The sequence below is a fragment of the Dokdonella soli genome (assembly GCF_039523175.1).
GTDB classification, from domain to species: Bacteria; Pseudomonadota; Gammaproteobacteria; order Xanthomonadales; family Rhodanobacteraceae; genus Dokdonella_A; species Dokdonella_A soli.
The window spans coordinates 19,760-46,474 of sequence record NZ_BAAAEU010000004.1 but is presented as its reverse complement, the minus strand read 5'-3'; the positions used below and the strand labels follow the sequence as shown (position 1 = coordinate 46,474).

Below are 26,715 nucleotides of genomic sequence, written 5' to 3'. Positions count from 1 at the left end.
AAGGGCGGACCGGTCAGTGGTGCTCGTGCCCACCCGCGCCGTGCGCGTGGCGATGCGAGATTTCCTCGGCCGTCGCGTCACGGATGTCGGTGATCTCGATGTCGAACGCGAGCGTCTTGCCGGCGAGCGGATGGTTGAGGTCGACGTCGATCACGCTGGATCCGACCTTCTGCACGACGACCATGCGCGGGCCGCCTTCCTTGGTCTGCAGCACGGTGCTCATGCCCGGCTGCAGGTGTTCGGCGTCCTCGAAATACTTCTTCGGCACGCGCTGGAAGAAATCCGCGCGACGCTCGCCGTAGGCCTCGCCGGGCGCGACGCTGACCGCGAAGCGGTCGCCGACCGCGTGGCCGTGCAGCGCCTTCTCGAGACCGGGAATGATGTTGCCATGACCGATCAGCACGGTCAGCGGCTCGCCGCGCTCGCGCGAAGAGTCGACCGGCACGTCGCCGCCGTCGCTGACGCTGTAATGGAACGAGACGACCTTGTTCGCTTCGACGTTCACCTTGCACTCCACCGCGGAAAAAGCGCGCGAGCCTAGCAGGTTATCGATGCCTCGTCATTCCATGGCCGGCGCCGGCGAAGCCGCGCCGAAGCGCGCGCCCCGCGCCTCGGGCCCGAGCGCGGTCACGACTGCGAGCAGCACGGCGACCGCGGCGATGAAGGTCGCCATCGCGAACGCGTAGTCGCCGCCGCGCTGTGCGGCAAACCAGGTCAGGAACGGTGCGCTGAACGACGCCAGTAGATTGCCGCCTTGATAGGCAAACCCGGGCAGGGTCGCGCGCACCGCGTCCGGCGACAGCTCGTTCAGATGCACCGGCACGACGCCCCAGGCGCCCTGCACCATCACCTGCAGCAGGAACACACCGAGTGCGAGCAGGACGACCGATCCGCCATAGGCCCAGAGCGGGATCATCGGCAACGCCAGCAGCGCCGCGGTGATGATCGCGCGACGGCGGCCGATCTGGTCCGACCATGCACCAAAGAAGAGTCCGCCGACGATCGCGCCGAGGTTCAGCGTGATCGTCAGCCAGGCAACGGTGCGTGTATCGAAGTGCAGCTGCTCTTTCAGGAACGTCGGATACAGATCCTGCGAGCCATGGCTGAACAGATTGAACGCCATCATCAGCACGACCAGATACGCGAACAGGCCCCAACGCCCGCGCATGGTAGCGAGCAGGCCCGGGCGCGGCTGCGCGACATCGCCGCGCGCGGACACCCATACCGGCGATTCCGGCACGTGCCGCCGGATGTACAACACGAGCAGCGCCGGCAGCACACCGATCGCGAACATGCCGCGCCAGCCGATATGGTCGAACAGCAACAGGTAGCACAAGCCACCCAGCAGATAACCGGCCGCATAGCCTTCCTGCAGCAGGCCGGACACGACGCCACGCGCTTTCGGCGGGATCGACTCCATCGCGAGCGAGGCGCCGATGCCCCACTCGCCGCCCATCGCGATGCCGAACAGCGCACGCACGACCAGCAGCACGGCCAATGAGGGCGCCAGCGCCGAGGCGGCCTCGAGCACCGCGAACAGGACGATGTCGACCATCAGCACCGGCCGTCGCCCGTAGCGATCGGCGAGCCGCCCGAAGAGATACGCGCCGAGCGGACGCATCGCCAGGGTCAAGGTCAGCGAGAACGCGACTTCCTTGATCCCGACCTGGAATTCGTGCGCGATCTCCGGGATCACGAAGACCAGCAGGAAGTAGTCGAACGCATCGAGCGTCCAGCCGAGAAAACTTGCGAACACCACCTTGCGCTGCCGCGTATCGAGTTCACGCAGCGTGGCGAGGAACGTCATGGATCGCACTCCTTCGGGCGGTTCGTGTGCCGCTTCGTTGAATTTTGCCTGCGGACCCTAGCACAGCTGTTCGCCAACGAACGCGCCTTGATGCGGCGTCCTGCGCTGCTTGATGCGGAACTGGCTATCCTGCACCGCAATGAGCCCCCGCGCTCCCGTGTGAAGCCGCTCCCTGCATGGCCAATTCAGCGCATCGTGCGATCGCCAACCGCATAGCCGCACGCTTCCGCCGTCCCTGGCATCGCGACTACGCGCGCAACAAGCTGCGTTTCGATCCAGCCTATGCAGCAGTCGCCGCGTTGGTCACCGGTGGCCGCGAGGACGTGCTCGACATCGGCTGCGGCCTCGGCCTGCTCGGCTTCTACCTGCGCGAACGCGGATTCCATGGGCGCTGCCATGGTGTCGATTTCGACATGCAGAAAATCGCCGAGGCACGTCGCATCGCGCGCGAATACGACGATGGCCTGGTGTTCGACGACGGCGATGCGAATGCGCTGCCGGACTTCTGCGGCCACGTCGTGCTGCTCGACGTACTGCACTATCTCGACGCGGCGGACCAGCAACGGCTGCTGCTCCAGGCCGCCGCACGTGTCGCGCCCGGTGCGCTGCTGATCGTGCGCAACGTGCTGCGCGATCGCAGCTGGCGTTTCTACGCGACCGTGCTCGAGGAGCGCTTCATCTACGCGCTGCGCTGGATGCGCAGCCCGGCAAGGCATTTCCCGGTACGCGCGGAAATCGAAGCGCCACTGCATGCTGCGGGGCTGGCTGTCGACATACGCCCGCTGTGGGGGCGCACGCCGTTCAACAGCTTCGTGGTCATCGCGCGCCGGGAAGCCTGAACCGAGGAAGGGTTCCGCGCCTCGCCATCGTATGACCCCGCCATTCGTTGGTAGGAGCGGCTTCAGCCGCGATGCTTTGGCGCGGCGAACACCCTCCCCACCCAACCCTCCCCTTGAAGGGGAGGGCTTCAAGCATCGCGGCTGAAGCCGCTCCTACGGAAGATAGCGTCGGTAATCGCGAGGCTCATGCGCCGCGACGCCGTCGCCGCATGCGCAGATGCAGTGCGGCACGGCGGTCGGCGAGTTCACGCGCGCGGCGCTGACGGGATTCGCCGTCATCCGCCGCGGCAGGCAGGGAGCTCCGGAACGCGCAGAACTCCGCATACGCCTTGCGCACGCGGCGCAACCGGCGCAGCAGGAGTTCGATCATGATCGCGTCATCGAGCAAGCCGATCACCGCGATATGGTCGGGAATCAAATCGTCCGGATCGCTGAAATACGCAAGACTCTGGATGACGTCGGCGCGCTCGGGATCGGTCAGCGCCCAGACCTCGTCCTCGAGCATCATGATCAGCCGCTGCACCTCGACCAGACGCTTGCGCACATAAGCGGGCGCGCCGCTCGTGTCGAGGTGGTCGAGTGCGTACTTGGCCGCGTCGATCACGTCGACCTCGTCGGCGCCACGCATGGTGTGCCGCGCACGTGCGAGCGCCGCCTGGAAGCGGTCGACGTCGTCGGGCTCGAGATCGAGGGTTATGCGCATGCGGGAATCCGGCGCGGAGGGTACGCGCAGACAGGGCACACGGTCAAAGCCGGGGCATGCGACGAACGAATAACGTGATAACCATTGAGGTCGAGCGCGGTGCGGCGCGGCATCGTAAACTGGCCCATTCGAATGATCGCACGAGCGACACGCCGCGCATGCCCGCCCTGACCCACCTGCAACGCCTCGAAGCCGAGAGCATCGACATCCTGCGCGAGGCGGTCGCCGAGGCCGAGCACCCGGTCATGCTGTATTCGATCGGCAAGGACAGCTCGGTGATGCTGCACCTCGCACGCAAGGCGTTCTTTCCGTCGCGCCCGCCGTTCCCGCTGCTGCACGTCGACACGACCTGGAAGTTCCGCGCGATGTACGAATTCCGCACGCGCATGGCCGCGGAATCAGGCATGCCGCTGCTGATCCATCGCAACCCGGAGGCCGAACGGCTGGGCATCAATCCGTTCGAGCACGGCTCGTCGGTGCACACCGACCTGTGGAAGACACAGGGGCTGAAGCAGGCGCTGGACGAACACGGTTTCGACGTCGCGTTCGGCGGCGCGCGACGCGACGAGGAAAAATCGCGCGCGAAGGAGCGCGTGTTCTCGTTCCGCTCCGCGCAGCATCGCTGGGACCCGAAGAACCAGAGGCCCGAGCTCTGGCGCCTGTACAACGCGCGCAAGAACCGTGGCGAAAGCATCCGCGTGTTTCCGTTGTCGAACTGGACCGAACTCGACGTCTGGCAGTACATCCATCTCGAGAACATCCCGATCGTGCCGCTCTACTTCGCCGCGGAGCGGCCGGTCGTCGAGCGCGACGGCCAGCTCGTGATGGTCGATGACGAACGCTTCCCGCTGCACGACGGCGAGAGTCCTCAACTGCGCAACGTGCGCTTCCGCACACTCGGTTGCTACCCGCTGACCGGCGCGATCGAATCGCAGGCCGACACCCTGCCGGCGATCATCCGCGAGATGCTGCTGGCGCGGACCAGCGAACGCCAGGGCCGCGTGATCGATCGTGACGGCAACGCAGCGATGGAGAAGAAGAAGGCCGAGGGTTATTTCTGATGAGTGCGACGACTGCGCCGATCGAGGGCGACATCGAGACCTATCTCTCCGCGCACCAGCGCAAGAGCCTGCTGCGCTTCATCACCTGCGGCAGCGTCGATGACGGCAAGAGCACGCTGATCGGACGTCTGCTCTACGAGACGAAGGCGCTGCTCGAAGATCAGCTGAGCGCGCTCGAGGGCGATTCGCGCAAATTCGGGACACAGGGCGACGACCTCGATTTCGCCTTGCTCGTCGACGGCCTCAGCGCCGAGCGCGAACAAGGCATCACGATCGACGTCGCCTACCGCTTCTTCGCGACCGAGCGGCGCAAGTTCATCGTTGCCGACACCCCGGGGCACGAGCAGTACACGCGCAACATGGTCACCGGCGCCTCGACCGCCGATCTCGCGGTGATCCTGATCGACGCGCGCAAGGGCGTGCTCACGCAGACGCGCCGGCACAGTTACCTGGTTTCGTTGCTCGGCATCCGCCATGTCGTGCTCGCGGTCAACAAGCTCGACATGGTCGGCTGGTCGCGAGAAGTCTTCGACGCGATCGAGCGCGAATACCGTGAATTCGCGGCGAAACTCGGCATCAGCCACATCGTCGGCATTCCACTGTCCGCACTGCGCGGCGACAACATCACCGCGCCGAGCGCGAACACGCCGTGGTACCTCGGTCCGAACCTGCTGCACTACCTGGAGAACGTCAAGGTCGACACGACCCGCGAAACCGGGCCGTTGCGCATGCCGGTGCAGTGGGTGAACCGTCCGAACCTCGATTTTCGCGGGTTTTCCGGGCGCATCCTCGGCGGCCGCCTGCAACCCGGCGATGCGGTCCGCGTGCTGCCGGGAGGCCGGCAGTCGACGGTCACGCGCATCGTCACGTTCGACGGCGATCTCGCCGAGGCGCAGGCCGGGCAATCGGTGACGGTCACGCTCGCCGACGAGATCGACGTCAGCCGCGGCGACGTGATCTGCGCGGCGGACGATCCGGCCGGTTTGGCCGACCAGTTCGAGATCACGTTGGTCTGGATGGCCGACGAGCCGATGCTGCCCGGACGTCCCTACCTGATCAAGCTCGGCGCGAGCACGGTCGGTGCGTCGTTTGGACAGCCGAAATACGTCGTGGACGTGAACAGCCTCGACCACCTCGCCGCGAAGACGCTGCATCTCAACGACATCGGCGTGTGCAATCTCACGCTGGATCACGCGGTCGCGTTCGATCCGTACGGCGAGAATCGCGACATGGGCAGCTTCATCGTGATCGACCGCTTCACGAATCGCACGGTCGGCGGCGGCATGCTGCACTTCGCGCTGCGCCGCTCGCAGAACATCCACTGGCAGGCGGTCGATGTCGACAAGCAGGCGCGCGCGCGCCAGAACGGGCACAAGCCGTGCGTGCTGTGGCTGACCGGACTGTCCGGCAGCGGCAAGTCCACGATCGCAAACATCGTCGAGCGACAGCTGCATGCACTCGGCGCGCGCACCTATCTGCTCGACGGCGACAACGTGCGCCACGGCCTCAGCAAGGACCTCGGCTTCACCGACGCCGACCGGGTCGAGAACATCCGGCGCATCGGCGAGGTCGCCAAGCTCATGGTCGACGCGGGCCTGATCGTGATCACCGCGTTCATCTCGCCGTTCCGCTCCGAGCGCCGGCTCGCGCGCAGCATGGTCGAGGCCGGCGAGTTCATAGAGATTTTCGTCGACACACCGCTCAGCGTCGTCGAGCAACGCGATCCGAAGGGCCTGTACAAGAAGGCGCGCAGGGGCGAACTCAGGAACTTCACCGGTGTCGATTCGCCCTATGAGACTCCGGAAACACCCGAGTTGCACATCGAGACGCTGAAGGGCACACCGGAGAGCGCGGCAGCCACCATCGTGGAATATCTCACCGGACGTGGCGTCGTCCGGAACGCTGGGTAAGCATCCGTATCGAAGCACGAGCGGCGCGGCGCCGAGCGGCTCGCCCTTCGAAACCTCAGAGCAAACGGCTTCGGCAAGACTTCTACTGCCTCCCTCGCAAAGCCCGGGGGAATCCCCTGCTGTTCCGGCATCCTCGACGTGCCCGCTGATCTTCGGCAGTGTCTGAATCAGCAACCCGCGCACGCCGCTCGATCAATACGGGGCGAGGTACAGCAAGGTCGCCATCATCGCGATGCAGACGAGCACGACGCCCAACGCCAAGCCCTGCGAAAGGCCTTCGCGCATCCGGGCGCTCACGCGCGCCTCGCCTCACGGTGGGCCTTGAATCGATCCAGCGCGCTTTGAAGTTCCTGGCTGCGCTCGTACAGCGCCTTGAACCGTTTTCGCGTCGAGATCGCCGCGTGGATCAACTGGGCGCGCGCGAGCAGGTCGTCGCGTCGACGCATCTGGCCAGGTTGGCACAACTGCGCGCAGGCCGCTTTTGCTTGCTCCAGGATGCTGCCTGCGGACAGCGTATCCGGGATGCGCTTGACAATCATCTTGCCCTCTCTGTCGACTCGCCCATCGCCCGGCATCCTTCCGGTATCGCAAGTCCGTGCGGCTGCCAATCACACTACGGAGTCGACCACGGCGAGCCTACGCTCCTGCCCTGGTGTTGTCGCCGGGTTTGGAACGATTTCCCGTGCGAAGCCGCCACCCGCACGCGTAGGAATTCTCGTACGCGGCGATTTGTCTTCGCACCGAGAGCCGTCGGCACCGCCGACGGCGCCGACACGACGGTCAGGAACGGCGGTACCACCACTGCGGTGGCACGATCAGATGCGCGGCACCGCTTCCGCCGGCACGCGGACAGATCCCGCCTGGCGGTAAACGGGAACACTGCGTGCATGAAGCGTTCGCCACGCGGCAAGCACGTCGTCGACATCGAGTGCATCGACGCGCCCGCCGCGCGCAGGGCCACCCACTTCATGCACGTCGCTGCCGGTGGCACTACGCGGCCTCCACTGCTCCGGCGACGCGCTGCCGAACAGCACCACCAGCGGACAACCCAGCGCCGCCGCCACGTGGGCCGGACCCGTGTCGACCGAAATCATGCTGTGCGCAATCTCCAGCAAGGCCATCAGCCGCCGCAGCGGCAGCGCATCGGCGACCACCTCGATCCCCGCTTCTGCCGCCGCCTTGCGGATATCGTGCAGCCAGGCCGCTTCATGCGGCGCCCCGCACAGCAGCACCCGCGATGCGGGTAGGGCGGTGCGGATTGCACGCGCGAGTTGCGCCCAGCGATCCACCGGCCACCATCGGTCGTCCTCGGCTCCGCGCACACCGTTCCAGCGCACGGTCCCTTTGTTCGCCGGCTGCAGCAATACCAACGGGGCGCCAGCCAGTCCACTCGCGTGCAGCCATGCAGCGCAATCGGCGCGGTCCGCATCGTCCACCTGCAAGACAGGCGCTGCCGATACGACCTCCGTTCCGGCATGATCGCGGCTGTCGCGGAAGGCGTCCGGGGTACGCGCTCCGAAGCGCAGCAACCTGTCGACCCAATGTTCACCCTCCCGGGTCTCCATCTCGGACAGGAACACGCAGTTTTCGCGCCTGATGCCGGCAAGCGCCAGCATTCGCCTGATCTTGAGCAAGGCGCGCGGTTCCGGCTCGCAGACGTATACCGGTGCATCACGCAGGCGGCGCAGGCTGACGATCGCGCGCCAGCGTTCCGGACTGAGTGCGAGGGGGCGGTGTCCGTCCCGCAACTGGATGACGCGCGCGACGTCCGCATGCCCTGCATACAGCGGCACCGGCCATGTGCCGCGCGCCAGCAGCGTGCACGGCAGCCCGTAGCGTCGATGCAGGTGGTGCAGCAACGGCTGCAGCAGCACGGTGTCGCCGAGACGTCCGAAACGGACAACCACGGCGCTGATTTCTCTTTGCGTCAAGGGAGTATCCGGCAACCAAGGTCGTTCCAGAGGCCGCGTCGCACGAAACGTTGCCTACGCACGCGACAGGAGGAGCGGCGAAGGTTAATCCAGCACGGGTGCCGTGCGATGAACAATCGCATACCGTACACGTCGTGCGGACCGGGCGGAAGCATGGCACGCCATCCGCATCGCCCCAGCGCATGGTCTCGGCGCAACATTCTGCACTGGTGCTGCCGCATGTCAGGTCTTGTTACATTCATGGATTGCGCGAACAACGGCCCGCGCCGGATAGCCAACGCGCGCGCCGGACAGGACTGACTCATCGCGTCGAACCAACACGCGCAGGCCAGGTAGACGCGGATAGCTTTTCGCACATGGAACGCTCCCCGCCAGGCCGAGGAAGCAGCATTTGCCGGAACCCCTGCCATCATGATATCGCCTGTCCCGTAAACCAACGGCCTCGCAATCGCTGTCAGACTGACGGTGCCGACGACGCAGCCAGCGTTTTTATCAAGTGCGTCCAACGTCCTCGAGCCGTGGCCCAACCAAACAATCCGCTAGGGAAGGAAATATGAAACACGCTCACGTGATGGTCGTAGTGAACGCCCTGATTCTTCCGGTGATCTCGGGGTGGGCGGGTAGCGCAGCTTCTATCGCGTCCGATCTGCCAGACGGTCCGGTCATTCATATCGAAGATGTGGCCGCCTTCTACAAGCTCTACGATGCGACGAACGGACATCCCACCGCCGAGCAGTTGCAGCACGAATATCTCGATCCTGGCTCGGCAGGGCTTCATCGCATGGCCCAATTGCGCAACGTCACCGGCGCCTCGATCGCAGCGGCCATGACCAAGTATCCGGACATCTATGCCGATGCCAAGCGCTGCATGGCCGTGCTGCCAACGGGGCGCAAGCGTGTGGCGACGGCCCTGCACAATCTGGGGCACCTCTACCCCGAGGCGCAATTCCCGCCGGTGACCATCGCTATCGGACGGGGCAAGCCTGTGGGCGTGACCGATGCCACGGGCGTCATGATCGGTCTTGAAGCCCTTTGCGCCGTGACGTGGATGGAGCCCAATCTCGAGGATCGCTTCGTGCACGTGGTCGCGCATGAATATGCGCATGTCCAACAAGCCATCGCGTCTCCGGCACTCTATGACGATGAGAAGCCAACGGTCATCGAGGAGTCGCTGATCGAAGGCGCAGCCGAATTCACGGCCGAACTGACATCCGGCAGCGTTTCCTCCACCGACCTCAAGGCGATCACGAAAGGCCGCGAAAAAGCGATTGAGACGGCGTTCGTCGCCGACGAGAACGAGACCGATCTTTCCAAATGGCTCTACAACGGCACGCTGACCAAGCCGGGCGACCTCGGCTATTGGGTCGGCTATCGCATCGCCAAATCCTATTACGAACACGCAAGTGACAAGCGCCGTGCCATTCGCGAGATCCTGGATATGAAGGATCCCAAGGAATTCCTCGCCAAGAGCGGCTGGTATCCAGGCATCGTGTTGCATCAGACAGACGCATCGGGTGGTTAGCCCATCATCCTGTTCACGCGTAGCGAAGCCGAAACGTGCCGAGCGGCACATCGGTTTGCGACGTTTGGTGCCCGGACCCGGAATCGAACCGGGATGGGGTTGCCCCCGAGAGATTTTAAGTCTCTTGCGTCTACCGATTTCGCCACCCGGGCGGCGCGTCGGAACGGTTGTCGAACCGCGCCGGGATGGTAACGGCTTGGACGCGATCGGACCATCGCAGGCGGGTTCGCCACAGGACGACCGGCGAACCCGCGACCTTAAGGATTCGCCCGTCGGCATCTGCTAGGCTGCTCGCGCGGTCCCGTTGTGCCCTATGTGCAGGCACGCCATGCGAGGGGTCCCGCCATGAAGATTCAATCCATCCTGCTGGCGTCCGTACTCGGTCTGGCTCCAGGCCTCGCCCCAGCCGGCGGCCCATTCGGCATCGACCACCGCGTCGCATACGACAACAGCGGCATCTGGAAGCGCAGCGTGCAGCAGGATCTCGAGGCTGCAACCGCGATCACCGTGATCGGCAGCGCTCTGTGGTTCGGCGGCGAAGATACCTACGGCGACACCTCGTGGCGCGCGCTCGACGCCAGCGTGTTCGCGGCCGGCACGACTCAGGTCATGAAATGGAGCTTCTCGCGCGAGCGGCCATCGAAGACCGCCGACCCCGGAAAGTTCTTCCAGGGCGGCGGAAACCAGAGCTTCCCGAGCGGAGAGGTCGCGTTCATCTCGGCCGCGGTCACACCCTACATCCTGGCCTACGGCGACGAGCATCCGGCGGTCTACGCACTCGCGCTGCTGCCGCTCTACGACGCGATAGCGCGAGTCAAAGTGCGCGGGCACTGGCAGAGCGATGTGCTCGTCGGCGCCGCAATCGGTGTCGGCTTCGGCTGGTACGCCGAGCGTCGCGAGCATCCGTTGATCCTCAGCGTGCTGCCTGGCGGGTTCTACGTCGGCATTCGCAAGAGTTTTTGAGCCGCACGCACGGCGTGTCGAATCAATTCGTATGCATGTCGGGGCGTGCAGAACGGGGGCCGCTTGGCGCGCTGAAATAGAGTCAACAAAAAACCCGCCGCGGCGGGTTTCGTACCTGGGTCGGAATCGAATAGTCTATATAAATATATGATTACTTTATAGATTTATTAACTATAATCCGATAGATGCCCCCAGTTGTGCCCCCAGCCTGACAAATTTTCCGAGCGTTTGTACTCATACCGGTCTCACAGCGATCAAGCCCGAGCACGTTGATGCTTGGTTAAACCCGGATCGTCAAACCTTGCCGCGCAATACGCGATACTCGACGATCGCGACCTTCCGTACTACTAGCAAAGTTTGGCGGCAGCGCGTCAGTTTGAAATCGGCCGATCGAACCGGTGCTAGACGCGTTGTTCTAGCTGACTGACTTCCTCATCCAGCCGTGTCACCTCGGCTTCCGCGAGCTTTAGCTCGGCTTTCAACCTCTCAACTTCTTGCTTTGCGTGATCACGTTGCTGGCACAGATCGTCCAGGTTCTGATTGTTCTGATATGCACGCATTCGTTCCTCTCCCTCGCGAGGCGCCCTAGGCATCGACCCAGAAAGCGTATGCCCAATCAAGGAGCGTCCGCCACTCGCTTCTTGTAGGGACCGGGCGGTGCTCGCCGGCTCCGGCACCAGCGCCGCGATTTCCTCCAGCGACCAGACATGGTCGGACACCCCGGCGGCCATCGCTGGCGTCACACGCAGCGACTTATGGATACGCGCAAAATTGTAGTACATGAAGTGCAGCGAGATCGCGTGAATGTGGTTCTGGATCTTTTTCGAGAAGCCATTCGTTAGCCGGGTGAACCGACGCATAGTCACGTCGCCGGCGACATCTTGCGTCGGATGCCGCGACAATGGTCGAGGCACAGATGCCGACTTGATCGTGTAGGCTCAACGTGGCCGATCTCAGTGAAGGGGCGCCCATGAAATACGCTTGGCTTGTCCTTTGTTGCGCGACGCTGGTGTGGCTCGCATGGATCACCCGATACGAAGTGATCGTCAGCACAGCAGCCCAGGAAGAACCTGCGCGCGTCTTTCGTGTTGATCGATGGACGGGCAGCGTTGTTGTGAGTCTCACCCCCAGCCGAGCGAAAGAGCTATATCTGACGCCTGAGTGATCTCGCGCTTGCTTCGACGACTGCAGCGGAGCTAGCACACAAGAGATTGCGGTCGCGTTTCACACAGCACCTCGCGCGCGTAGTTAACGCCGAGGGAGGGTGCCCGTGTAGATCAGGCGGACCAGGGAGCGAGGCGCGGCAGAAACACCGGCGGTGGGCATGTACTATCGTGGGCTGGCAACGCGGCAGGTGTATAGTTATAAAGATCACAGAATTACCTTCGCGAACTGACCAGGAGCGGACATGTTCAAGCGTTGCGTTGCGCCCATGTTGGCGCTTTTTTTTGCCTTCTCCGCGCAATCCGCGCACGCGTTTCTCAATCCCCCGTACCTCACGCCAGCGCATCCAACACCGAGCGATACGGTCTCCGTCAACGTCTACGGTGGTCAGTGCGATGCCTTCACCGGGAGCCCGGTTTTGCCCGTCGTCACTCAACTGGGCAATGCGATCACCCTCGTGTCTACGGGTGCGCACAGCGATGATCCATTGTTTTGCGTCTTCGGCGTTGGTACTGAAACGATCCCGATAGGGAGCTATGCGATCGGCTCTTACACCGTAACAGTGATTTGGCGCTACACCGATTTCATCGGAAACAACGTTCAGCAGACCTTAGGTGTCTTGCCCTTCACAGTCACCGCTCCTCCGCCCACTCCTGTTGCCCTGCCCACGTTAGGAGGTGCAGCGCTATCGATCCTCCTGTTTGCCTTGATTGGCTTTGCAGCTTGGGCTTTGCGCTCGCAGCGGCTGGGGCTGCCGCTTGTCGCGCTGGCGCTCCTATCTCTCGGAGCACGCGCTCAGGATCCGCAACCCAGTCAAACCATCCAGCTTCTGGTGAGCACGGCATCCGGTGCACCGACGGCCGACCAGCTGGTGGCCTACTACAGCTCAAAGCAACTGCAACAGGCAGGGCCGCCACCCCTGCAAGGGCTGACGGTCGGAAATCCTCAGCAGGTCACCTACCTACTGACCCCACGCGCAACCGGCGATTTTCTGGCGCGCTTGCAGGCGCACCCAAACTCTGTTCGTGCGCAGCTGGAACGCTACGTCGTTGTTCTCTATCCGGCGGGCACCAATCTCGCCTCTGCCTTGTCGGCGTTGCAGTCGGATCCGTACGTTCTCTCGGCGTATGTACCGCTGTCGATGGATTTTTCGTCTGCTTCCCTCACGAGCTTCAGCGTCGTCGGCAATGACCCGTTGAATCTCAACCAGTACGGGAGAACCGACCTCAATATCGACGCTGCTTGGCAACTCGCGGGGGGGGGGGTACTCACTGATCGCGGACATCAACACCGGGCTCTACGTCAACCATCCTGCATTGCAGCAGTTTTCGAGCACGGGCCAATACGTCGGCGGCAACTTCATACCCATCGACTCCTCGGACATCAGTATCGACGGGCTTGAGTCGTCGCCAAATACCAGTCCCAACGTTGATGAGCTTCGGCCGATGCCCGTTTCCGATACTGCCTGCAATCCTGATCCTGTGAACAACCCGAACCTCCCGCCCACTATTGCGGGACACGGAACCCATGTGGCAGGCCTTATAGCCGCAAATGGTAGCGCGGGCCTTGGCGTCCAAGGGACCTGCAAACACTGCGGCATTGCGATGTGGAAAGTTGCCTACGCATTTTGCGCCGCGCGTACGCACACAGTCGTACTCCAGCCTAACGGTAACGCCCAAACCACCGCCCTGACGCACGCAGGTGACCACGGCTCTCAGGTCGCCAATCTGAGCTTCGGCGTCTCCGTGTCGTACTACGACTATTGCTTCAGCTACCCGACGAATCCCATGTGCCAAGCAATCGCCAACGCCACCAATCGTGATGTGGCCATCGTCGCTTCATCTGGCAACGGTCGACAACACCTTGACTTCCCGGCAGAGGATCCTCGCGTGATCTCGGCAGGAGGTTTCCAGCACGACGCCACCATCGCTTTTTGGGATCTGTATCCGACCTGCCCGCCGTCTCCCTTTGGTCTTTCACAATGTGGATCGAACTTCTCGGACCTCAGCAGCTATATCGGCAGGCAGGAGCTGATGGGGTCGGCGCAATCCGTGTGGTCAACAACGTATCCTGGTTACAACTGGAGTCCCCTCCTCAAATGCGGTGATCAATTTCCGGGCCCTGGATTCGGCAATGGCGTCGGCTGGTGCACAGGCACATCGATGTCAGCCCCGCAAGTTTCGGGTGTCGTCGGCATCTTGCGATCGATCAACCCTCTCGTCGCTATGGGAGCGACGCCTACCGCTTCTGGCACCATTCGTTCCGTGCTCACATCAACGACCGCCGAGGCGCAGGCAGGTCTTGGTTGGGATCCCAAATTCGGATATGGCCACCCTGACGCTGCGGCAGCGGCACGCAAGGTGCTTGGTACGGTGGACGGCGTCACGGTTCGCAACCGCGTGACACCGTTGTTTCGTCTATACAGCGCAGGCTCCCAGGACTACGCCGATACCACGTCGCCCCAGTTCGCGGCCGGGTTGATCATCACTTCCCCGCAAGCGTATGCGCCGCAGGGCAGCCCAGTGCCCAACTACACGACCTTCCCATACGATTCCTCCCTGGGCATCATTGCGGCGCCTCTCGCTTCGGTCTACGTCATGACCACCGAATTCAAGCCACGCAATGAATGGCCAGCGCTGGTGCCGCTCTACCTGATGGACAAGCAATTCACGGCGGCTCACGACGACTTCATGCTGGTCACGACGGTGGCGGACATCCAGCAGGCACATGCTGATGGCTACAACCTGCGAACGATCCAGGGCTACATCTACCAGACCTGCACGCCCGAGCCGCAGTGCATTCCACCTGCGGCACAGAAGTTCTATCGAGAGTGCAATACGGCGATCAATGATTGTGCGACGTTCCTCGAAAGCGAACGCAGTACGTTCGAGGCCGCGGGCTACACGACGACCTACCCGGCCGGCAGCAACAAGGTGCTTGGGTACGCGTATCCCGCCACTGACACAGACGGCGACGGATTGCCGGATGGCTTTGAGTATGTGGTCGGCACCGATCCGTTCCACGCGAGCTCCAATGGCGACGGCACATCTGATGCGGTCAAGATTCCGATGGTGGGCCTGGAAACCAGCGATCCGTGTGTCGGAGGACCGTATGGCGCCTCCCGATGCGGCGCCGACGTTCTTTTCAGGAACGGGTTTGAGCTTCCATAGAAGCGAAGAGAAAGCCCTCAAGCTGGTCCGTGATCGCCCTGTCTCTTTAGAGATTCTACGTGGTCCAGACGCTATCCTTAGAAGCCAGAGCCTTAGCACGTCTGCGCGCGTACGCGCGGCCCTTACGCGTCGAGTGCCCAGTGAACTATCTCAGTTCGTTGACTGGATCGCCGGCAGATGGCGGCCCGCAGCGAGACAGCTTCGCGCAATTCCTCGCGCGGCACACGACTACACAACAGGATGCAATGCTCGGCAAGGGGCGCGCTGAGCTGTACCGCATAGGCACGATCACATTCGCCGACCTGATCGGCCAGAGGGAGCAGACTCTCACGCTTGCTGAACTCAGGGCGGCGAATCACTAAGCCTGTCGCCGCTTACGATGTCTCGGAGTTCGAAAACGGGAACGGACATGTACGATCAATTCGCAACCATCGCGAAAGCTATACTTTCCCCTGCCGTGAAAGTGTTCGAACTGCTCTCGGCTCCGAGAGATGATGTTCCAACGCTTGTACAAGAGCCAAATGGAATTGATGCCGGAACTCCGAGATGGGCAAGAGAGTACTCTGAGAAAGTCAGAAGTTTCGTTAGAGCGGAGGGAACATTCTTCTTCAAATGCACTGGCGGTCAGTGTCGATATGCGGAATTGGTCTCAACAAAAGGAATTTTTACCGCAATAACTCCTAACAATTTTTCCGAACATGACGAAGTGAGAATCACGTTTGATCTCGACAACTACGACAAGCACGTGATATTTGACGAGAAGCCGCTTGTATTAAAAATACGACTTACGACGGGTAAAGGCCGTCGGGCAACGCTGAGGCTCAAATGCGCCGGCTATCGGGCAACACCAATTATTTGATTCTCATATTGCCGCCCCCAGTGCGTGAAGCTGATCCATTCGAGCGAATCAGCGGTCAACTCCTCCATGCCCATCAGCGGTTCAACATCCGCTACCGCTGTGATGTTCTCACTTGGAATCGACTGACTAAGCGCAACGCATTCGCTGTCGCAGGACGGAATCGCGTACTGTTCCACATCGAAGAACCGACGTGTAATCACTGTCTCCAACGCTTCCTTGGCTAGCAATCGCAGCTTGTCGGAATCGAGTAGCTGCCAAGGCACATCGCACGCTATCAAGTAGCCTCGCATCTCCTTTCGCACGCGCTCCACATATCCAGCAAGTCCTAGCTCATTTGCCACCGCTTCCATCCATTCGGATCCGTTTCTGGAGAAGCAAACACATTTCCCAGGAAATGCATCCTTTAGCATTCGGAATGTGTAGACGAGACCCCCTCGATCATCGGGAAGAGCACGTCTGATCGCCTCTTGGAGTCGAGACCTCTCTGGCTCTTCATGCGAGAAGACCTGTTCGGCACGTTCTCGCAACTGCTGAGACGACCAAGCACTTAAGCCGTGATCCCGAAGCACATTTAGGTCCGTGAGCCTGGTCGCGTGGTAGAGGCGAATACCTTGATAGCGCCTTATTAGTGCTTCGCGAAAAAGTTCGGCTCCCGAGGAGGCATCGCCTGTGAGTTTCGATTGTTCGCTATCGAGCCAGCGTAGCCAATCGGGTTGCACATTTTCATTGAAATGGCGTAGCACACTTGAGTGAAAATGCTCATCTAGCCACGGATCGAAATTCGCGGCCCAACATTTCCAGTCGTCGTAGTGCAAAAACTCATTTTTACCCGCGGCCTCCTGATCCATTTGCCCCCTTCCGCGCAGTCACTGGCTCATGACGACACCACACCGTCCGGCTCAACAGCCCAACAACCTTTGACGGCATCCTTGGTGGTGTGCGCTATCGCCCAAGCTGGCGTCGAACGTTTTCGAGCTGCTGCACCTCATCACGTAGCTCATGGACCTTGTCCGAAATTGAAACCTTGTCTGGAAATTCATTCCAGTCAAATAGCACGACGCGTAACGGATTACTTCCGTGAGGCTGTGGAGCGTTGGAAAAACCTACCTGCTCCGGGCTATCGATGAGTGCGTTGCCCATGACCTTTAGGTTACTACCTAGCCTCGCCAAGTTGGCCTTCATTTTTACGATCGATGCTTCGAGTTTCTCTTGCTGTACGAGCAAAGCGCCACGTGCTTCGTCATTCATGTCGGCATCCAAAGTGTTGGGTTCACAAGATAACAGTGGGCATTTGATGCTCTTTATACACGCTTCGTCGTCGATCCCATCAAGCCGTTGACCGGTCACGCTGTTGCCTGCCCCTTTTTAAGGCGGGACCCCGTCCCCTCCAATTCTCTTGCCATAGCTGCGGGCGCGGACGCGTGCGCGGCGTTCCGGCCAGACGGCCATCGCACAACGGCCGAGAGGATTCCATGAGGCTCAAGCTCGACGAGCAAGGTCACGCGGTCCTGCAAGACGGGCACCCGGTTTACATCCATGAGGATGGCAAGGAGTCGCCTTTCAACGCAGCCGGCACCGTCGCGACGATCCAGGCACGTAACGCCGAAGCAAAGCAGCACCGGGAACGTGCCGAGACCGCAGAGAGCAAGCTCAAAGCTTTCGAAGGAATCGACGACCCGGCCGCCGCCATCAAGGGGCGAAGGCTGAACAGCAACTCAAAGACGACGTATCCGGCTGCGCCCAGCAGGCCCCGATCGGCCACGAGGCCACGCCATTGTTTAGACGTCACAGCGTGCGTACCTGTGTCGCATAGGCAGATGTTTCGACCTTCCGGCAAGGGCCTAGCGTCGGAGTATAGATCCCAAGGCATACTATGAGCGCTTCGAACCTCGCTTACTTTGGTGCGGCGTCTCACCTCGCTGGCGAAGCCTTTGGCGCAACCGTCGCAATACCTCAAGCGGGTCTGCACCAACCGCCTCGCAGAAGTCGAGAAACTCGATTACGTCGACCCGTCGCCCGCCTCGCTCGAAGTCGCTAATGCGGTTCTGCGGCCGACCCAGCAACGGAGACAGGTCGGCCTGCGTAAGTCCCGCCTGTTCGCGCAGTTCCCTCAAAAGCTCGGAGAGAAGGCGGTGTTCTTCCCGGTAGATGGTCTTCGGCATGGCCGCTCCACGGAGGCGGCTGTCGAAGCTATTCACATTTCCGCTTTACCGGAAAAAGCGGTATCATGTAACACACCTCACGCGTGTTCCATCTCGTCACAGATCGACTCATGTGTAGTGGCCAGCGTGACGACCGCGCTTGCGCACCAGCGCTGACGTAACCCGCAATTATCTGTAAGGAGGGGGATATGAAGATCCATTCAAGCCCTTGTGCCATTGGCATCACGAGTGTGATGGCAGCACTTGTTGGCTGCTCAACTGCCACGACTAGAATCAATGAGGGGCTTGCGAACTTCCAAGCGGGTGATTGCAAAGCCGCATTCGATAAATGGATGCCGCTCGCATTGAAAGGTATCGCGGCTGCACAAAATAATATGGGGTACTTCTTTGAGAAAGGCTGCCCTAGCGCTGGGAAGCCAAAAAATATAAATGTGGCCTTCTACTGGTATGAGTTGGCAGCTAAGAGTGGAAATCCGACAGGCATGCGGAACCTAGGCTGGTATCACCAGCACGGCCTAGGAACACCCCAGAATCTCAAGCTCGCGCAATATTGGTATGAGACGGCTGCCCGTTGGGGCAACGAACTCGCGCGACAAAACCTCAGGGGCCTAGGGATGGTTGCCCCTCCTCCCGATCTATACAACCAAGCGGTCGCCGAGCAGCAAGCGAAAGCTCGGCATTCTGCCGAGATCGCTAGAGACGTCACGACGGCATTTCTGGGAGCTGCAATAGGCTATTCCGCCAGTCGCAATGCCCCTTCGTCCACGGCCAATACGTACTCCGGCCCCGTTGGAGGGTTCTCGGCGCCGAAAGCAACTTCTCCCGCACCAACCGGATCATCAGGAGCTTTTACGGGAGTGGCGCCAAACCAACCCGTGCCGACGCCAAATACAACGTTCCGAAACGTCGGCAATACCACCTATGGGAGTCGCCCGGATGGTACGACATGGCAGCAGCAGCGAATCGGCGACACCGTATCAGGTTGGGACTCGAACGGTAAGACGTGGACAATCCAGTACGTTGGAGATGTAGGTCATGGACGCAATTCCGATGGGCGCGAATGGACCAGCACCCGTATCGGAAATACGACCCAAATAAACTACTCAGACGGGACCACAAAGACTTGCGAGGCAGTTGGCAACGAGGTCTCTTGCCATTAGTCCCTGACAGCCATCCAAAGTGCCACCCGTGGTCAGGTCAAAATGTGCCGCCTCTTCGTGTCTGCGGGCAGATGCACGTTGGAGAAAAGCTCATGCCCGTCGTCCTTGTATGGGTTCGGATAGCTCCAGAGCTTTAGAAACGATCTTTCGCAGAACTCCGCGAGCAGTCGTTCTGTAGCTGTGACGCCGCCTCCTTTCTCGTTCGTTCGCGTTATGCTCCGGCGGATTCGGGGGCTCGCACGTCGCCTTGCCCAAGACGGCTACGCAGCCTCTCATTAAATGCTAGAGGCTACTTCCGCTTAGGGGCCGCAGTTGCACTCCTGAAAAAAAGTGTGGGGCAAGCGTCGCCGAGAAGCCAAGAACCTGTCTCAAGCGCAGGGAGTGGAGGCACTGAGGCAGATACTGTTGTGGCGGCTTCAGCAAGAAGCCCGCTGGCGGACGGGAACGCGCTACCATTGCGCAGGGCGGCCGCCGCCATGGTTTGGGGTGCGAGTCGCACCCGCCCGCAAGGTACTGGTTGCTCGTCCTGGTCCCGGCCGCCCTCTCTCATGGAAAAGTCCTTCATCGTCGACTTGAGCGCTTGCCAGACGGCAGAGCACCTCGCCGCGGCTCTGGGCATTCACGCTGACCTTCTCGCCGCGTTGGCGTCATCGGACATAGCTCCCTACTACCGCCGCCACGCCATCCCAAAACGCAGTAGCCACCGAAAAGGCCAGGCGCGCGTCGTGTTCGAGCCTGCCACGGAAGAGCTGCGCCAGGTCCATAAAACCATCAACCGCCGCCTGTCGGCCTACGCGTCCCACCGAGACCCTTCGTTTCCCCCAGAGTGTTGCTACGGTTTCGTTCGGAAGCGGTCCACGCTAGAGAATGCGGACCAGCACAAGGGCAACCCACTCCTCTTGCGGGTTGATATAGCCGATTTCTTTCCGTCCATCCCGCAACCACGCGTTGCGGACGTGTTGATGTCCATCGGCCTTAAGCTCGAATGCGCTCACGTGCTGAGCCGCGTCTTGTGTTTCAACGGCGCGCTCGTTCCCGGCCTCAGCGCCAGTCCGCTGGTCGCCAATCTGGCATGCCGAAGTCTCGATGCCCGCCTTTTGAGTTTGGCTGCTGAAACCGGTGCTACTTACACCCGATATGCCGACGACATGACGTTTTCCGGCGATGCTGTGCCCACGCTTGCTCAAGTGGCGCGCGCCCTGGAGGCGGAAGGCTTCTCCGTCGCTGAAAAGAAGTACCGTCTGACCAAGCGCGGCCAAGCACATTTCGTTACCGGACTGAGCATCCAGGACATTTTGCGACCGCACGTACCGAAGAAAATGAAGCGGAGGCTCCGGCAGGAGCTGTACTACAGCGCCAAATATTCAATCGAGGACCATCTCCTCCGATGCGGGAAAAAGCTAGGCGAGGGCGTCAACCGCCTCGACGGCATGGTGCGCTACGTGTCCCACATCGAAAGGGGCACGAGGTTCGATTTCCGGCTGACGTGGGAGCGGCTCCAGGCTCGCGACGATGTGGTGCCCAGCGTCGGTAGCGACTACGGCAAGGAACGGCGCGCCTACTTTGCCGCAGTGGACGAAACTATTTTCGAAGCGAGGGGGAAGCGTTTCATCGCGGTGGCATTTGCGCTGTATGAAGATGAAAAGCCTGTCGATGCCGCAGTAAACGAAACACGGGACGCATACCTGGCCGACGCCTTTGCGCCAGGGAAAAAGGGCGACATTGTCAAGCGAGGTCTTCATTACGCCGACACCCATCCTCTGCTCAAGGCAAAGTTTATCGAACGGTTGCCGACAATACCTATGCGCGTGCTGGTTGGTATTGCTGAACTGGCGAGCGAGTCCGGCGAGGAGAAGGCTGCGACCTACCTTCGCGCTTTCCGATGGGGCTTTGCCAACATCTGCGGCCGCGCTGACCGCGGGAAACTCGCGCTCCGCGTCGAAGACGCACCCTTCATCGTAAAAGCTGATGTCGAAAAGGCCGTGGTCCAGGTCTACGAGTTGAGGAAAGTCGCAAATATTCCACGCCCCGCTGTGTTGCCCGACGTGGTCTTTGTCGGCAAGGAGTGCGCCGCGATTTCTTTGCCTGACTTCATGCTCGGAGTTCTCGGCACGTACGTGAAGGAATACGGTGGCAACCAAACGGAGTCGGGCGCCGCTTCGGTCGCTCTGGTCCAGTTCGAACGCCTGCGCGACCGCTTCACGCTTATTCACGACGTCGATACGGGGCGCTATTACTCACGCAGAACACCCTTTCATGCGGATAGCCTGGATGATCGTTCGAAACGGGTCCCTTCGGCGCTGAGGTCGAACCGTGAAACTTGAGCGCATCGACATTTCGAACTTCAAGGGGCTACAGAGCGCGTCGTTCGAACCCAAAAAGTTTGCGTGCCTCATCGGTGAGAACAATGCCGGTAAGTCGACGGTTCTTCAGGCCATCGTTCACGCTCTCAATAGACCCGCGAAGCTGCCGCTGGGCCTCCACTACGACGCCGCCCTTCCCATTGTTTTCCGACTGAACTTCAGCGGCGTCACGGAATCGCATCTGCGCAGGCTGGTGGAAGAGCACCGAGCCAAAATCACGGACCTCGTAGAGGATGGGCGTCTGAGCCTTGTTGTGCGCTACCCGCCAAATGAGCACGTCGAGGTGCGGGAGATTCAAAGGGTTCCCCGCGACCCTCGGTTTCTTCCGGATGGCATCACGGCTGCAATCGGTAACCGCAGAGGGGCCGCCCTCCGGGAGGCTTTCGTTACCGCCTATCCCGAGGTCGCAAATCCGCCTCAGAACTGGGCCATGGGCGCCGCAAAAGAATGCCTAGCCATGCACATCAAAACGTTGCCCGCCGAGGAGATGGAAACGCGAGAGGCCCCGCTGCGGTCAGGGATCGGCCCGTCGATAACCACGCTGCTTCCCGAGCCCATCTACATTCCGGCGGTCAAGAACCTCGCAGACGACATGAAGACGACCCAGTCGACGTCGTTCGGTCGTCTGCTCGGACTTCTGATGGACGATATGGAGCTGGACCTCCATCAGATTAACGCAGCGCTAGCGTCTCTCAACACACTCTTCAACCGTACGGACGGGGGCGGCGCGCAGGAGGACAGACGCCATGCCAAGGTCAGGTCGTTGGAGTCGCTGGTGGAGTCGCTGCTCCGCGAAAACTTCCCGCAGGTGAAAGTCCAGCTTCACGTGCCGCCACCAGAGTTGAAAACGATACTCAACTCAGCACAGATTTTCATCGACGACGGTTCGAAGGATTTGGTCGACAACAAAGGTGACGGCATCAAGCGCACTTTGACGTTCTGTCTTCTCCAGGCATACGTCCAGCATTCTTCTCAAGAGCCCAGGGACGAAGCCGATGCTGCGGCGGAGCGACCCTTGCTATTCCTCTTTGAAGAGCCGGAGCTGTACCTACATCCCAGGTCTCAACGCATTCTTTTCAACACCCTGGCGCGCATTTCAGAAACACATCAGGTCGCGGTCTCCACGCACTCCCCATTGTTCTTTGCCCCGGGGGTGACGGCGAGCTTCGTGCGGGTCGCCAAGAGGAACGCCAACCCCAAGCCCGTGGGCGAGCTGTTTCCCGTTGCCATCGATTTGAATGAGCCGCAAGCCGAGACCTTCAGGTTGGCACGGTTTGAAAACGCGGATGCGGCATTCTTCAGCCGACGTGTCGTCCTGTTCGAAGGCGAGTCGGACGATTTTTTCTGCGCCCATGTCGCGAAGAAGCTCGACGAGCAATGGGATTTCCGTGCGAAGAACATCGCCATGGTTCGCGTCTCTGGCAAGGGCAACTTTGCCAAGTACCGTGCGTTTTTTGAGGCTTTCGGCATCGAAGTCAAGATAGTTGCCGACCTCGATACTTTGTTTGAGGGCTTCCAACACTTGAACGGCGGAGCCGCCGCCGCTGCCTTAAGAGCGACCGCCATTCAAGCCATCGATGTGCGAGTCGATGCTCTCGCTATTCGTCCGGAGCCGAACGGCGAACAAATCAAGGACCACGTTCGCAAGGAGACGTGGAAGCAAAAATGGGAGCTCGCACGAACGACACTGCGCGACATTCAGGCCACTGCTGGCGCGGCCACTGCCGAACAACTTCGTCTGCTCGATGAGCTTTTCGTCTGGGGAGCCGATACCGGCCGCCTAAAGGCGTGCCTCGTAGACGAGGACGCGCACAATGCCCTAGTCGACCTTCTGGATGAGCTGCGGCGCCGCGGAGTCTGCGTTCTTTCACGCGGGGCGATTGAGGACTATTACCCGGCTCTGGCCAATCGATCCGGACCTAAACCCGACTGTGCACTGCGCGCTGCTGCTCTCGTCGTCGACCGGGCCGCTGCTCTGGCTTTATGCCCGGGCTTGTCGCAGGGACGGCGATCCGAGCTCGAAGAAGTATTCGAAGAGCTTTTTCGGGACGCCTGAGCGAACGCATACGCAGTCGCACCCGCCGCTCGCGCATCCGCCGGAATTAGGCCGCTACTCGCCTCCATGGCGGCAGTGGCCTGGGTTACGTCCTAGCCGGCACCAGCATATGCAATCACGCAGCGTTTTGGCACAACGGTCGCAAAGATCGTACGCGCACATCTTCCCTTCTGCTTCCGATCGGGCGAAGCACGGCGGTGGCCACATCATCCGTTAACGAACCAACAGTCGCCAGCACCGGCTGGTGCATCCCGGAAAGGGTTGCCAAAACGCGCCCAGCGTCGCCCAGCGCCCCCTGCAATCCCGCCTCGTGTACGGAGGTAGGTTGCCAACAGTGCCTTCTGTCGTGTGTCGAGAGAGGCCAGCAACGGCGAGGCGTCCGGTGCGCCGGCCAGTCGTCCCATATCCTCCAACGCGAGCGCAAGTTCACGTGCGGGCGCTGCACCCCGCGCGGCGAAGGTGCGGACGAGTTCGCGGTAGTACCAGAGCGTGCCGTCCCGACCGGCTTTGAAGCGCTGAAACACCGCCGGCCCGAGCGCGCGGACGTCGGCCACGATCGCGCGGGCGTTGTGGAGCTTGTCGCAGGCCGACACGAGCAAGGTCGCCTCATCAACCTCGCGAAGGTGGTGCAGGTAGGCTTCCTTGCGCGCACCCCACGGCGGCTTAGGAAGCGTGTCGGCATCGGGACTGAGGAGGCAACCCATGATTCACGCCCCCCGGTTGTTGAAGGCGATCCGGGAGCGCAACTTCGCCAAGGCGAAGGCGCGCTGGTCGACGCCGGAGGCGTTCAAGAAGGACGGGGACCTTCGGTTCACGGGGTTGCTGGAGTACATGAACAAGGTGGCGGAAGAGAACAAGGCGCTGGCCGCAGGCAAGGCGCCGAATCAAGTAGGCCGCGACACCGCACCGGCGCCGCCGCCATGCTGTCCGGTCCCGCCCCAAACCACTCCATTTTAACCGTCAGATCCGAACATTTCTGGATCGCGGATTCGTGCATGCTTTGATATGCAGCACAATGGGGTTTTTTACTTGGGTTTCATGGCACGGAAACCCCAAACAAGTGAACCGCCCCGGCTTTCTCGGAGGCTCCAACTCTTGAGAGGATGGAGCGATGAGCAAACCCGTCAAATATTCCCCTGAAGTTCGGGAGCGAGCGATGTCCCGCAAGAAGCCTCGCGTGCTCGATCATCGGCAAGACAAGCCAGCGAAGCGCGTCCTCAATCCGGACGAGCAGCAAGCGATCGAAGCACTAACCACGGCGGCCCAATGCCTCATCCTGCCTGAGGACTTTGACCTGTCGTCCGTTCGCGACCAGCAGTGGGCAATCGATGCTATGGCAACTTGGTCCAAGCGCGTGATTTTTTCTGCTAATCGGTGGAATGAGCGCGCGGTGTCTAGGTTACTCAGGCTCGCGGCTGACCTGATGTCGAAAAATGTCGCTTGGCCTGAAACCCTCACCCGTTTCTTTGGGTTCCTCATCGATCGCGCGGAGAAGCGCGACATGTTTGCAGCGCGTGCGGTGCTGACGTTTTCGAGCCACGCGCTTCAATCCGGTCAATACCTCCCAGCGAACCTGGCCCACTTCCTTGCCGATGCGCTCAGACGATGTATGGAGAATCCTCGGCATGCTGGGTCAGCTCTGGGGCTGACACCTCGCAGGGCGCGGCCCCGGAGCGATGGCAAGAAGGCTCTAGAGCTTGCGATCAGCGTGCACACCTGCAGGGAAAACGAAAGCCTACCCCTTAAGGACAACCGCACGCGTGAGGGGGCCATTTCAAAGGTCGCGCGCGCCAAGAACGTGTCAAAGAAGACTGTGGAGCGCGCTTGGACCGAGATGAAGTATGAAGCGCAAGCTAATTGGGCATGGAGGCAAGTTGAGAAACTGCTGAACAAGAAGTCGCCGATTTAATGGGGGCCGACTAGGGACGGCTCAGCGGGAATCATGGCGTCGCTACTCATCCGGTAGCCGCCGTTGCCAGCCGGCGCGGTCGAAGGAAGTCCGAGGTGAAGCGATGCCGTCGTCACCAGAACTCAGGGTCATCCGACTCCCCGAAGTCCGAACACGAACTGGCCTGAGTCGGAGCCAGTTGTACAAACTGGAATCCGAAGGTCGGTTCCCCGCGCACATCAAACTCAGTGAGCGTGCGTCCGCATGGCTTGAGCATGAGGTGGATGATTGGATCGCCGACAGAATCGCCGAACGTGATGCAAAGGCTGCGGCATGAATCACCTACTTTTCCCACCCCGTCGCGCGCACGTGCGCGCGTGTAGTGCTGCGGAAACAGCAGCGCTGTTCCTGGTCCGCGTTGCCATTGATGCGGCGCGCGAACAATTGGACCGCTATGCACTCCTGACCGATGACCCTTTGCCCGGCATCGTCGAGGCCGCGGATCTGATCGACACCGCGCGCCAGAGGATGACGCCATGACCGGTTCCCGGCGCCAATGCACCGCCCATGCAGGCAGCGCAGACGCACCGGCTTCCCGGTGCATTGGTCGGTATCGAGCAACGCCGGCTGCGGAGCGTGCGAATGGGATATAACGGAGGTTGAACAAGGATGCGCACGAGAGAGCGTTTCAAGGGACGACGCACCGACGGATGGTTTTTCCGGTTTCCCGTCGAGGTACTGGACAGCCCCCGATATTGCGGGCTCTCGTTCAAGGCGCGCGCCCTGCTGCTGGATATGGGCGCGCAGTATCGCGGGCACAACAACGGCGACCTTGCCGCGCCATGGTCGCGGATGAAAGGGCGCGGCTGGAAATCGAAGGACACGCTGCAGCGCGCTCTACGCGAATTGCTCGCGGCCGGTATGATCGAACAAACCCGGCAAGGCGGCTTGCACGCCCCGACCCTGTACGCGGTTACGTGGCTGCCGATAGACGAATGCGGCGGCAAACTGGACGTGCGCGCAAACTTGGTTCCATCGAACACATGGAAGCAACGCGCGCGGGTGCTGGCGGCATGATCGAAACAAAACGCCACCCCCACCATTGGGGCGCACTGTCCCGATCATCGGGGCGAGAGTTCGAATTATCGCCCCGATCA

At 61.3% G+C, this 26,715-nt stretch carries 27 protein-coding genes, 1 tRNA gene and 1 pseudogene; 17 read left to right on the top strand and 12 right to left on the bottom strand.

Features of this window, described 5'->3' with window-relative positions; genetic code table 11:
* Positions 1-13: 13 nt before the first annotated feature.
* Together ABD002_RS03690 and ABD002_RS03685 are read right to left on the bottom strand one after the other, a co-directional pair.
* Entirely contained in the window at positions 14-505 is a 492-nt protein-coding gene (locus tag ABD002_RS03690) for an FKBP-type peptidyl-prolyl cis-trans isomerase (RefSeq protein ID WP_343787277.1), read from the bottom strand.
* 54 nt (positions 506-559) lie between these two features.
* Positions 560-1,807 (bottom strand): MFS transporter, encoded by a 1,248-nt coding sequence (locus tag ABD002_RS03685; protein ID WP_343787275.1) that lies wholly within the window; start codon positions 1,805-1,807, stop codon positions 560-562.
* A 176-nt stretch (positions 1,808-1,983) separates the two neighbouring features.
* On the opposite strand from ABD002_RS03685, the gene ABD002_RS03680 reads away from it, so the two are divergent.
* A complete protein-coding gene (locus ABD002_RS03680) occupies positions 1,984-2,646 on the top strand; it encodes a class I SAM-dependent methyltransferase (RefSeq protein WP_343787273.1) in 663 nt (220 codons plus the stop codon).
* 184 nt (positions 2,647-2,830) lie between these two features.
* On the opposite strand, the gene ABD002_RS03675 is transcribed toward ABD002_RS03680, so the two are convergent.
* Positions 2,831-3,349: a YkvA family protein gene (locus ABD002_RS03675; protein WP_343787271.1), complete on the bottom strand. Its 519-nt coding sequence runs from the start codon at positions 3,347-3,349 to the stop codon at positions 2,831-2,833.
* Between the two features lie 158 nt (positions 3,350-3,507).
* Here ABD002_RS03675 and cysD point away from each other — a divergent pair, with 158 nt between their 5' ends.
* Positions 3,508-4,410 (top strand): sulfate adenylyltransferase subunit CysD, encoded by a 903-nt coding sequence (cysD, locus tag ABD002_RS03670; RefSeq protein ID WP_379988964.1) that lies wholly within the window; start codon positions 3,508-3,510, stop codon positions 4,408-4,410.
* Positions 4,410-6,320 carry a sulfate adenylyltransferase subunit CysN gene (gene cysN / locus ABD002_RS03665; protein WP_343787267.1) on the top strand — a complete coding sequence of 637 codons (1,911 nt, stop codon included), beginning with the start codon at positions 4,410-4,412 and terminating at the stop codon, positions 6,318-6,320. The genes cysD and cysN overlap by 1 nt, the downstream gene beginning before the upstream one ends.
* 293 nt (positions 6,321-6,613) lie before the next feature.
* Here the strand turns inward: cysN and ABD002_RS03660 are convergent, their stop codons facing one another.
* Together ABD002_RS03660 and ABD002_RS03655 are read right to left on the bottom strand one after the other, a co-directional pair.
* Positions 6,614-6,895: a hypothetical protein gene (locus ABD002_RS03660; protein ID WP_343787265.1), complete on the bottom strand. Its 282-nt coding sequence runs from the start codon at positions 6,893-6,895 to the stop codon at positions 6,614-6,616.
* 240 nt (positions 6,896-7,135) lie between these two features.
* Positions 7,136-8,227 carry a glycosyltransferase family 9 protein gene (locus tag ABD002_RS03655; RefSeq protein WP_343787263.1) on the bottom strand — a complete coding sequence of 364 codons (1,092 nt, stop codon included), beginning with the start codon at positions 8,225-8,227 and terminating at the stop codon, positions 7,136-7,138.
* Between the two features lie 577 nt (positions 8,228-8,804).
* On the opposite strand from ABD002_RS03655, the gene ABD002_RS03650 reads away from it, so the two are divergent.
* Positions 8,805-9,773: a DUF2268 domain-containing putative Zn-dependent protease gene (locus ABD002_RS03650; protein WP_343787261.1), complete on the top strand. Its 969-nt coding sequence runs from the start codon at positions 8,805-8,807 to the stop codon at positions 9,771-9,773.
* Between the two features lie 65 nt (positions 9,774-9,838).
* Here the strand turns inward: ABD002_RS03650 and ABD002_RS03645 are convergent.
* Positions 9,839-9,925, bottom strand: a tRNA-Leu gene (locus ABD002_RS03645).
* A gap of 193 nt (positions 9,926-10,118) precedes the next feature.
* Here ABD002_RS03645 and ABD002_RS03640 point away from each other — a divergent pair.
* Positions 10,119-10,736, top strand: a complete 618-nt coding sequence (locus ABD002_RS03640; protein ID WP_343787259.1) for a phosphatase PAP2 family protein — start codon at positions 10,119-10,121, stop codon at positions 10,734-10,736.
* Between the two features lie 401 nt (positions 10,737-11,137).
* Here the strand turns inward: ABD002_RS03640 and ABD002_RS03635 are convergent, their stop codons facing one another.
* Positions 11,138-11,296: a hypothetical protein gene (locus ABD002_RS03635; protein ID WP_343787256.1), complete on the bottom strand. Its 159-nt coding sequence runs from the start codon at positions 11,294-11,296 to the stop codon at positions 11,138-11,140.
* A gap of 56 nt (positions 11,297-11,352) precedes the next feature.
* Positions 11,353-11,599, bottom strand: a pseudogene (locus ABD002_RS03630) (IS1 family transposase); the annotation flags it as partial.
* Between the two features lie 545 nt (positions 11,600-12,144).
* On the opposite strand from ABD002_RS03630, the gene ABD002_RS03625 reads away from it, so the two are divergent.
* The 4 genes from ABD002_RS03625 (at position 12,145) to ABD002_RS03610 (ending at position 15,929) form a co-directional block, all read left to right on the top strand.
* Positions 12,145-13,302 carry a hypothetical protein gene (locus tag ABD002_RS03625; RefSeq protein WP_343787254.1) on the top strand — a complete coding sequence of 386 codons (1,158 nt, stop codon included), beginning with the start codon at positions 12,145-12,147 and terminating at the stop codon, positions 13,300-13,302.
* On the top strand, positions 13,217-15,070 hold the full coding sequence (locus ABD002_RS03620; protein ID WP_343787252.1) for a S8 family serine peptidase: 1,854 nt from the start codon (positions 13,217-13,219) through the stop codon (positions 15,068-15,070). The genes ABD002_RS03625 and ABD002_RS03620 overlap by 86 nt, the downstream gene beginning before the upstream one ends.
* A 140-nt stretch (positions 15,071-15,210) precedes the next feature.
* Complete coding sequence (locus ABD002_RS03615; protein ID WP_343787250.1) at positions 15,211-15,432, top strand: hypothetical protein; 222 nt, start codon at positions 15,211-15,213, stop codon at positions 15,430-15,432.
* A 47-nt stretch (positions 15,433-15,479) separates the two neighbouring features.
* Positions 15,480-15,929 (top strand): hypothetical protein, encoded by a 450-nt coding sequence (locus ABD002_RS03610; RefSeq protein ID WP_343787248.1) that lies wholly within the window; start codon positions 15,480-15,482, stop codon positions 15,927-15,929.
* On the opposite strand, the gene ABD002_RS03605 is transcribed toward ABD002_RS03610, so the two are convergent.
* The 3 genes from ABD002_RS03605 to ABD002_RS03595 form a co-directional block, all read right to left on the bottom strand.
* Positions 15,905-16,777 (bottom strand): hypothetical protein, encoded by an 873-nt coding sequence (locus ABD002_RS03605; RefSeq protein ID WP_343787246.1) that lies wholly within the window; start codon positions 16,775-16,777, stop codon positions 15,905-15,907. The two genes, ABD002_RS03610 and ABD002_RS03605, sit on opposite strands and share 25 nt — an antisense overlap.
* A 94-nt stretch (positions 16,778-16,871) precedes the next feature.
* Entirely contained in the window at positions 16,872-17,177 is a 306-nt protein-coding gene (locus tag ABD002_RS03600; protein WP_343787244.1) for a hypothetical protein, read from the bottom strand.
* Positions 17,178-17,800: 623 nt separating this feature from the next.
* Complete coding sequence (locus tag ABD002_RS03595) at positions 17,801-18,091, bottom strand: helix-turn-helix domain-containing protein (RefSeq protein WP_343787242.1); 291 nt, start codon at positions 18,089-18,091, stop codon at positions 17,801-17,803.
* Between the two features lie 188 nt (positions 18,092-18,279).
* Here ABD002_RS03595 and ABD002_RS03590 point away from each other — a divergent pair, with 188 nt between their 5' ends.
* The 3 genes from ABD002_RS03590 (at position 18,280) to ABD002_RS03580 (ending at position 23,670) form a co-directional block, all read left to right on the top strand.
* Positions 18,280-19,251, top strand: coding sequence for a tetratricopeptide repeat protein (locus tag ABD002_RS03590; RefSeq protein ID WP_343787240.1), 972 nt, complete (start codon positions 18,280-18,282; stop codon positions 19,249-19,251).
* A 548-nt stretch (positions 19,252-19,799) separates the two neighbouring features.
* Positions 19,800-21,575 (top strand): reverse transcriptase family protein, encoded by a 1,776-nt coding sequence (locus ABD002_RS03585; RefSeq protein ID WP_343787238.1) that lies wholly within the window; start codon positions 19,800-19,802, stop codon positions 21,573-21,575.
* Positions 21,565-23,670, top strand: a complete 2,106-nt coding sequence (locus ABD002_RS03580) for an ATP-dependent nuclease (protein WP_343787236.1) — start codon at positions 21,565-21,567, stop codon at positions 23,668-23,670. Before ABD002_RS03585 ends, ABD002_RS03580 begins: the two co-directional genes overlap by 11 nt.
* Before the next feature lie 206 nt (positions 23,671-23,876).
* Here ABD002_RS03580 and ABD002_RS19630 read toward each other — a convergent pair whose 3' ends face one another.
* Complete coding sequence (locus ABD002_RS19630) at positions 23,877-24,374, bottom strand: hypothetical protein (RefSeq protein ID WP_379988970.1); 498 nt, start codon at positions 24,372-24,374, stop codon at positions 23,877-23,879.
* Here ABD002_RS19630 and ABD002_RS03570 point away from each other — a divergent pair.
* The 5 genes from ABD002_RS03570 (at position 24,373) to ABD002_RS03550 (ending at position 26,635) form a co-directional block, all read left to right on the top strand.
* Positions 24,373-24,627: a hypothetical protein gene (locus ABD002_RS03570; protein WP_343787234.1), complete on the top strand. Its 255-nt coding sequence runs from the start codon at positions 24,373-24,375 to the stop codon at positions 24,625-24,627. The genes ABD002_RS19630 and ABD002_RS03570 overlap by 2 nt on opposite strands.
* Positions 24,628-24,781: 154 nt before the next feature.
* Positions 24,782-25,579 carry a hypothetical protein gene (locus ABD002_RS03565; protein ID WP_343787232.1) on the top strand — a complete coding sequence of 266 codons (798 nt, stop codon included), beginning with the start codon at positions 24,782-24,784 and terminating at the stop codon, positions 25,577-25,579.
* 103 nt (positions 25,580-25,682) lie between these two features.
* Entirely contained in the window at positions 25,683-25,895 is a 213-nt protein-coding gene (locus tag ABD002_RS03560) for a helix-turn-helix transcriptional regulator (protein ID WP_343787230.1), read from the top strand.
* Positions 25,892-26,098 (top strand): hypothetical protein, encoded by a 207-nt coding sequence (locus ABD002_RS03555; protein ID WP_343787228.1) that lies wholly within the window; start codon positions 25,892-25,894, stop codon positions 26,096-26,098. Before ABD002_RS03560 ends, ABD002_RS03555 begins: the two co-directional genes overlap by 4 nt.
* 129 nt (positions 26,099-26,227) lie before the next feature.
* Positions 26,228-26,635 (top strand): hypothetical protein, encoded by a 408-nt coding sequence (locus tag ABD002_RS03550; protein ID WP_343787226.1) that lies wholly within the window; start codon positions 26,228-26,230, stop codon positions 26,633-26,635.
* Positions 26,636-26,715 lie beyond the last annotated feature (80 nt).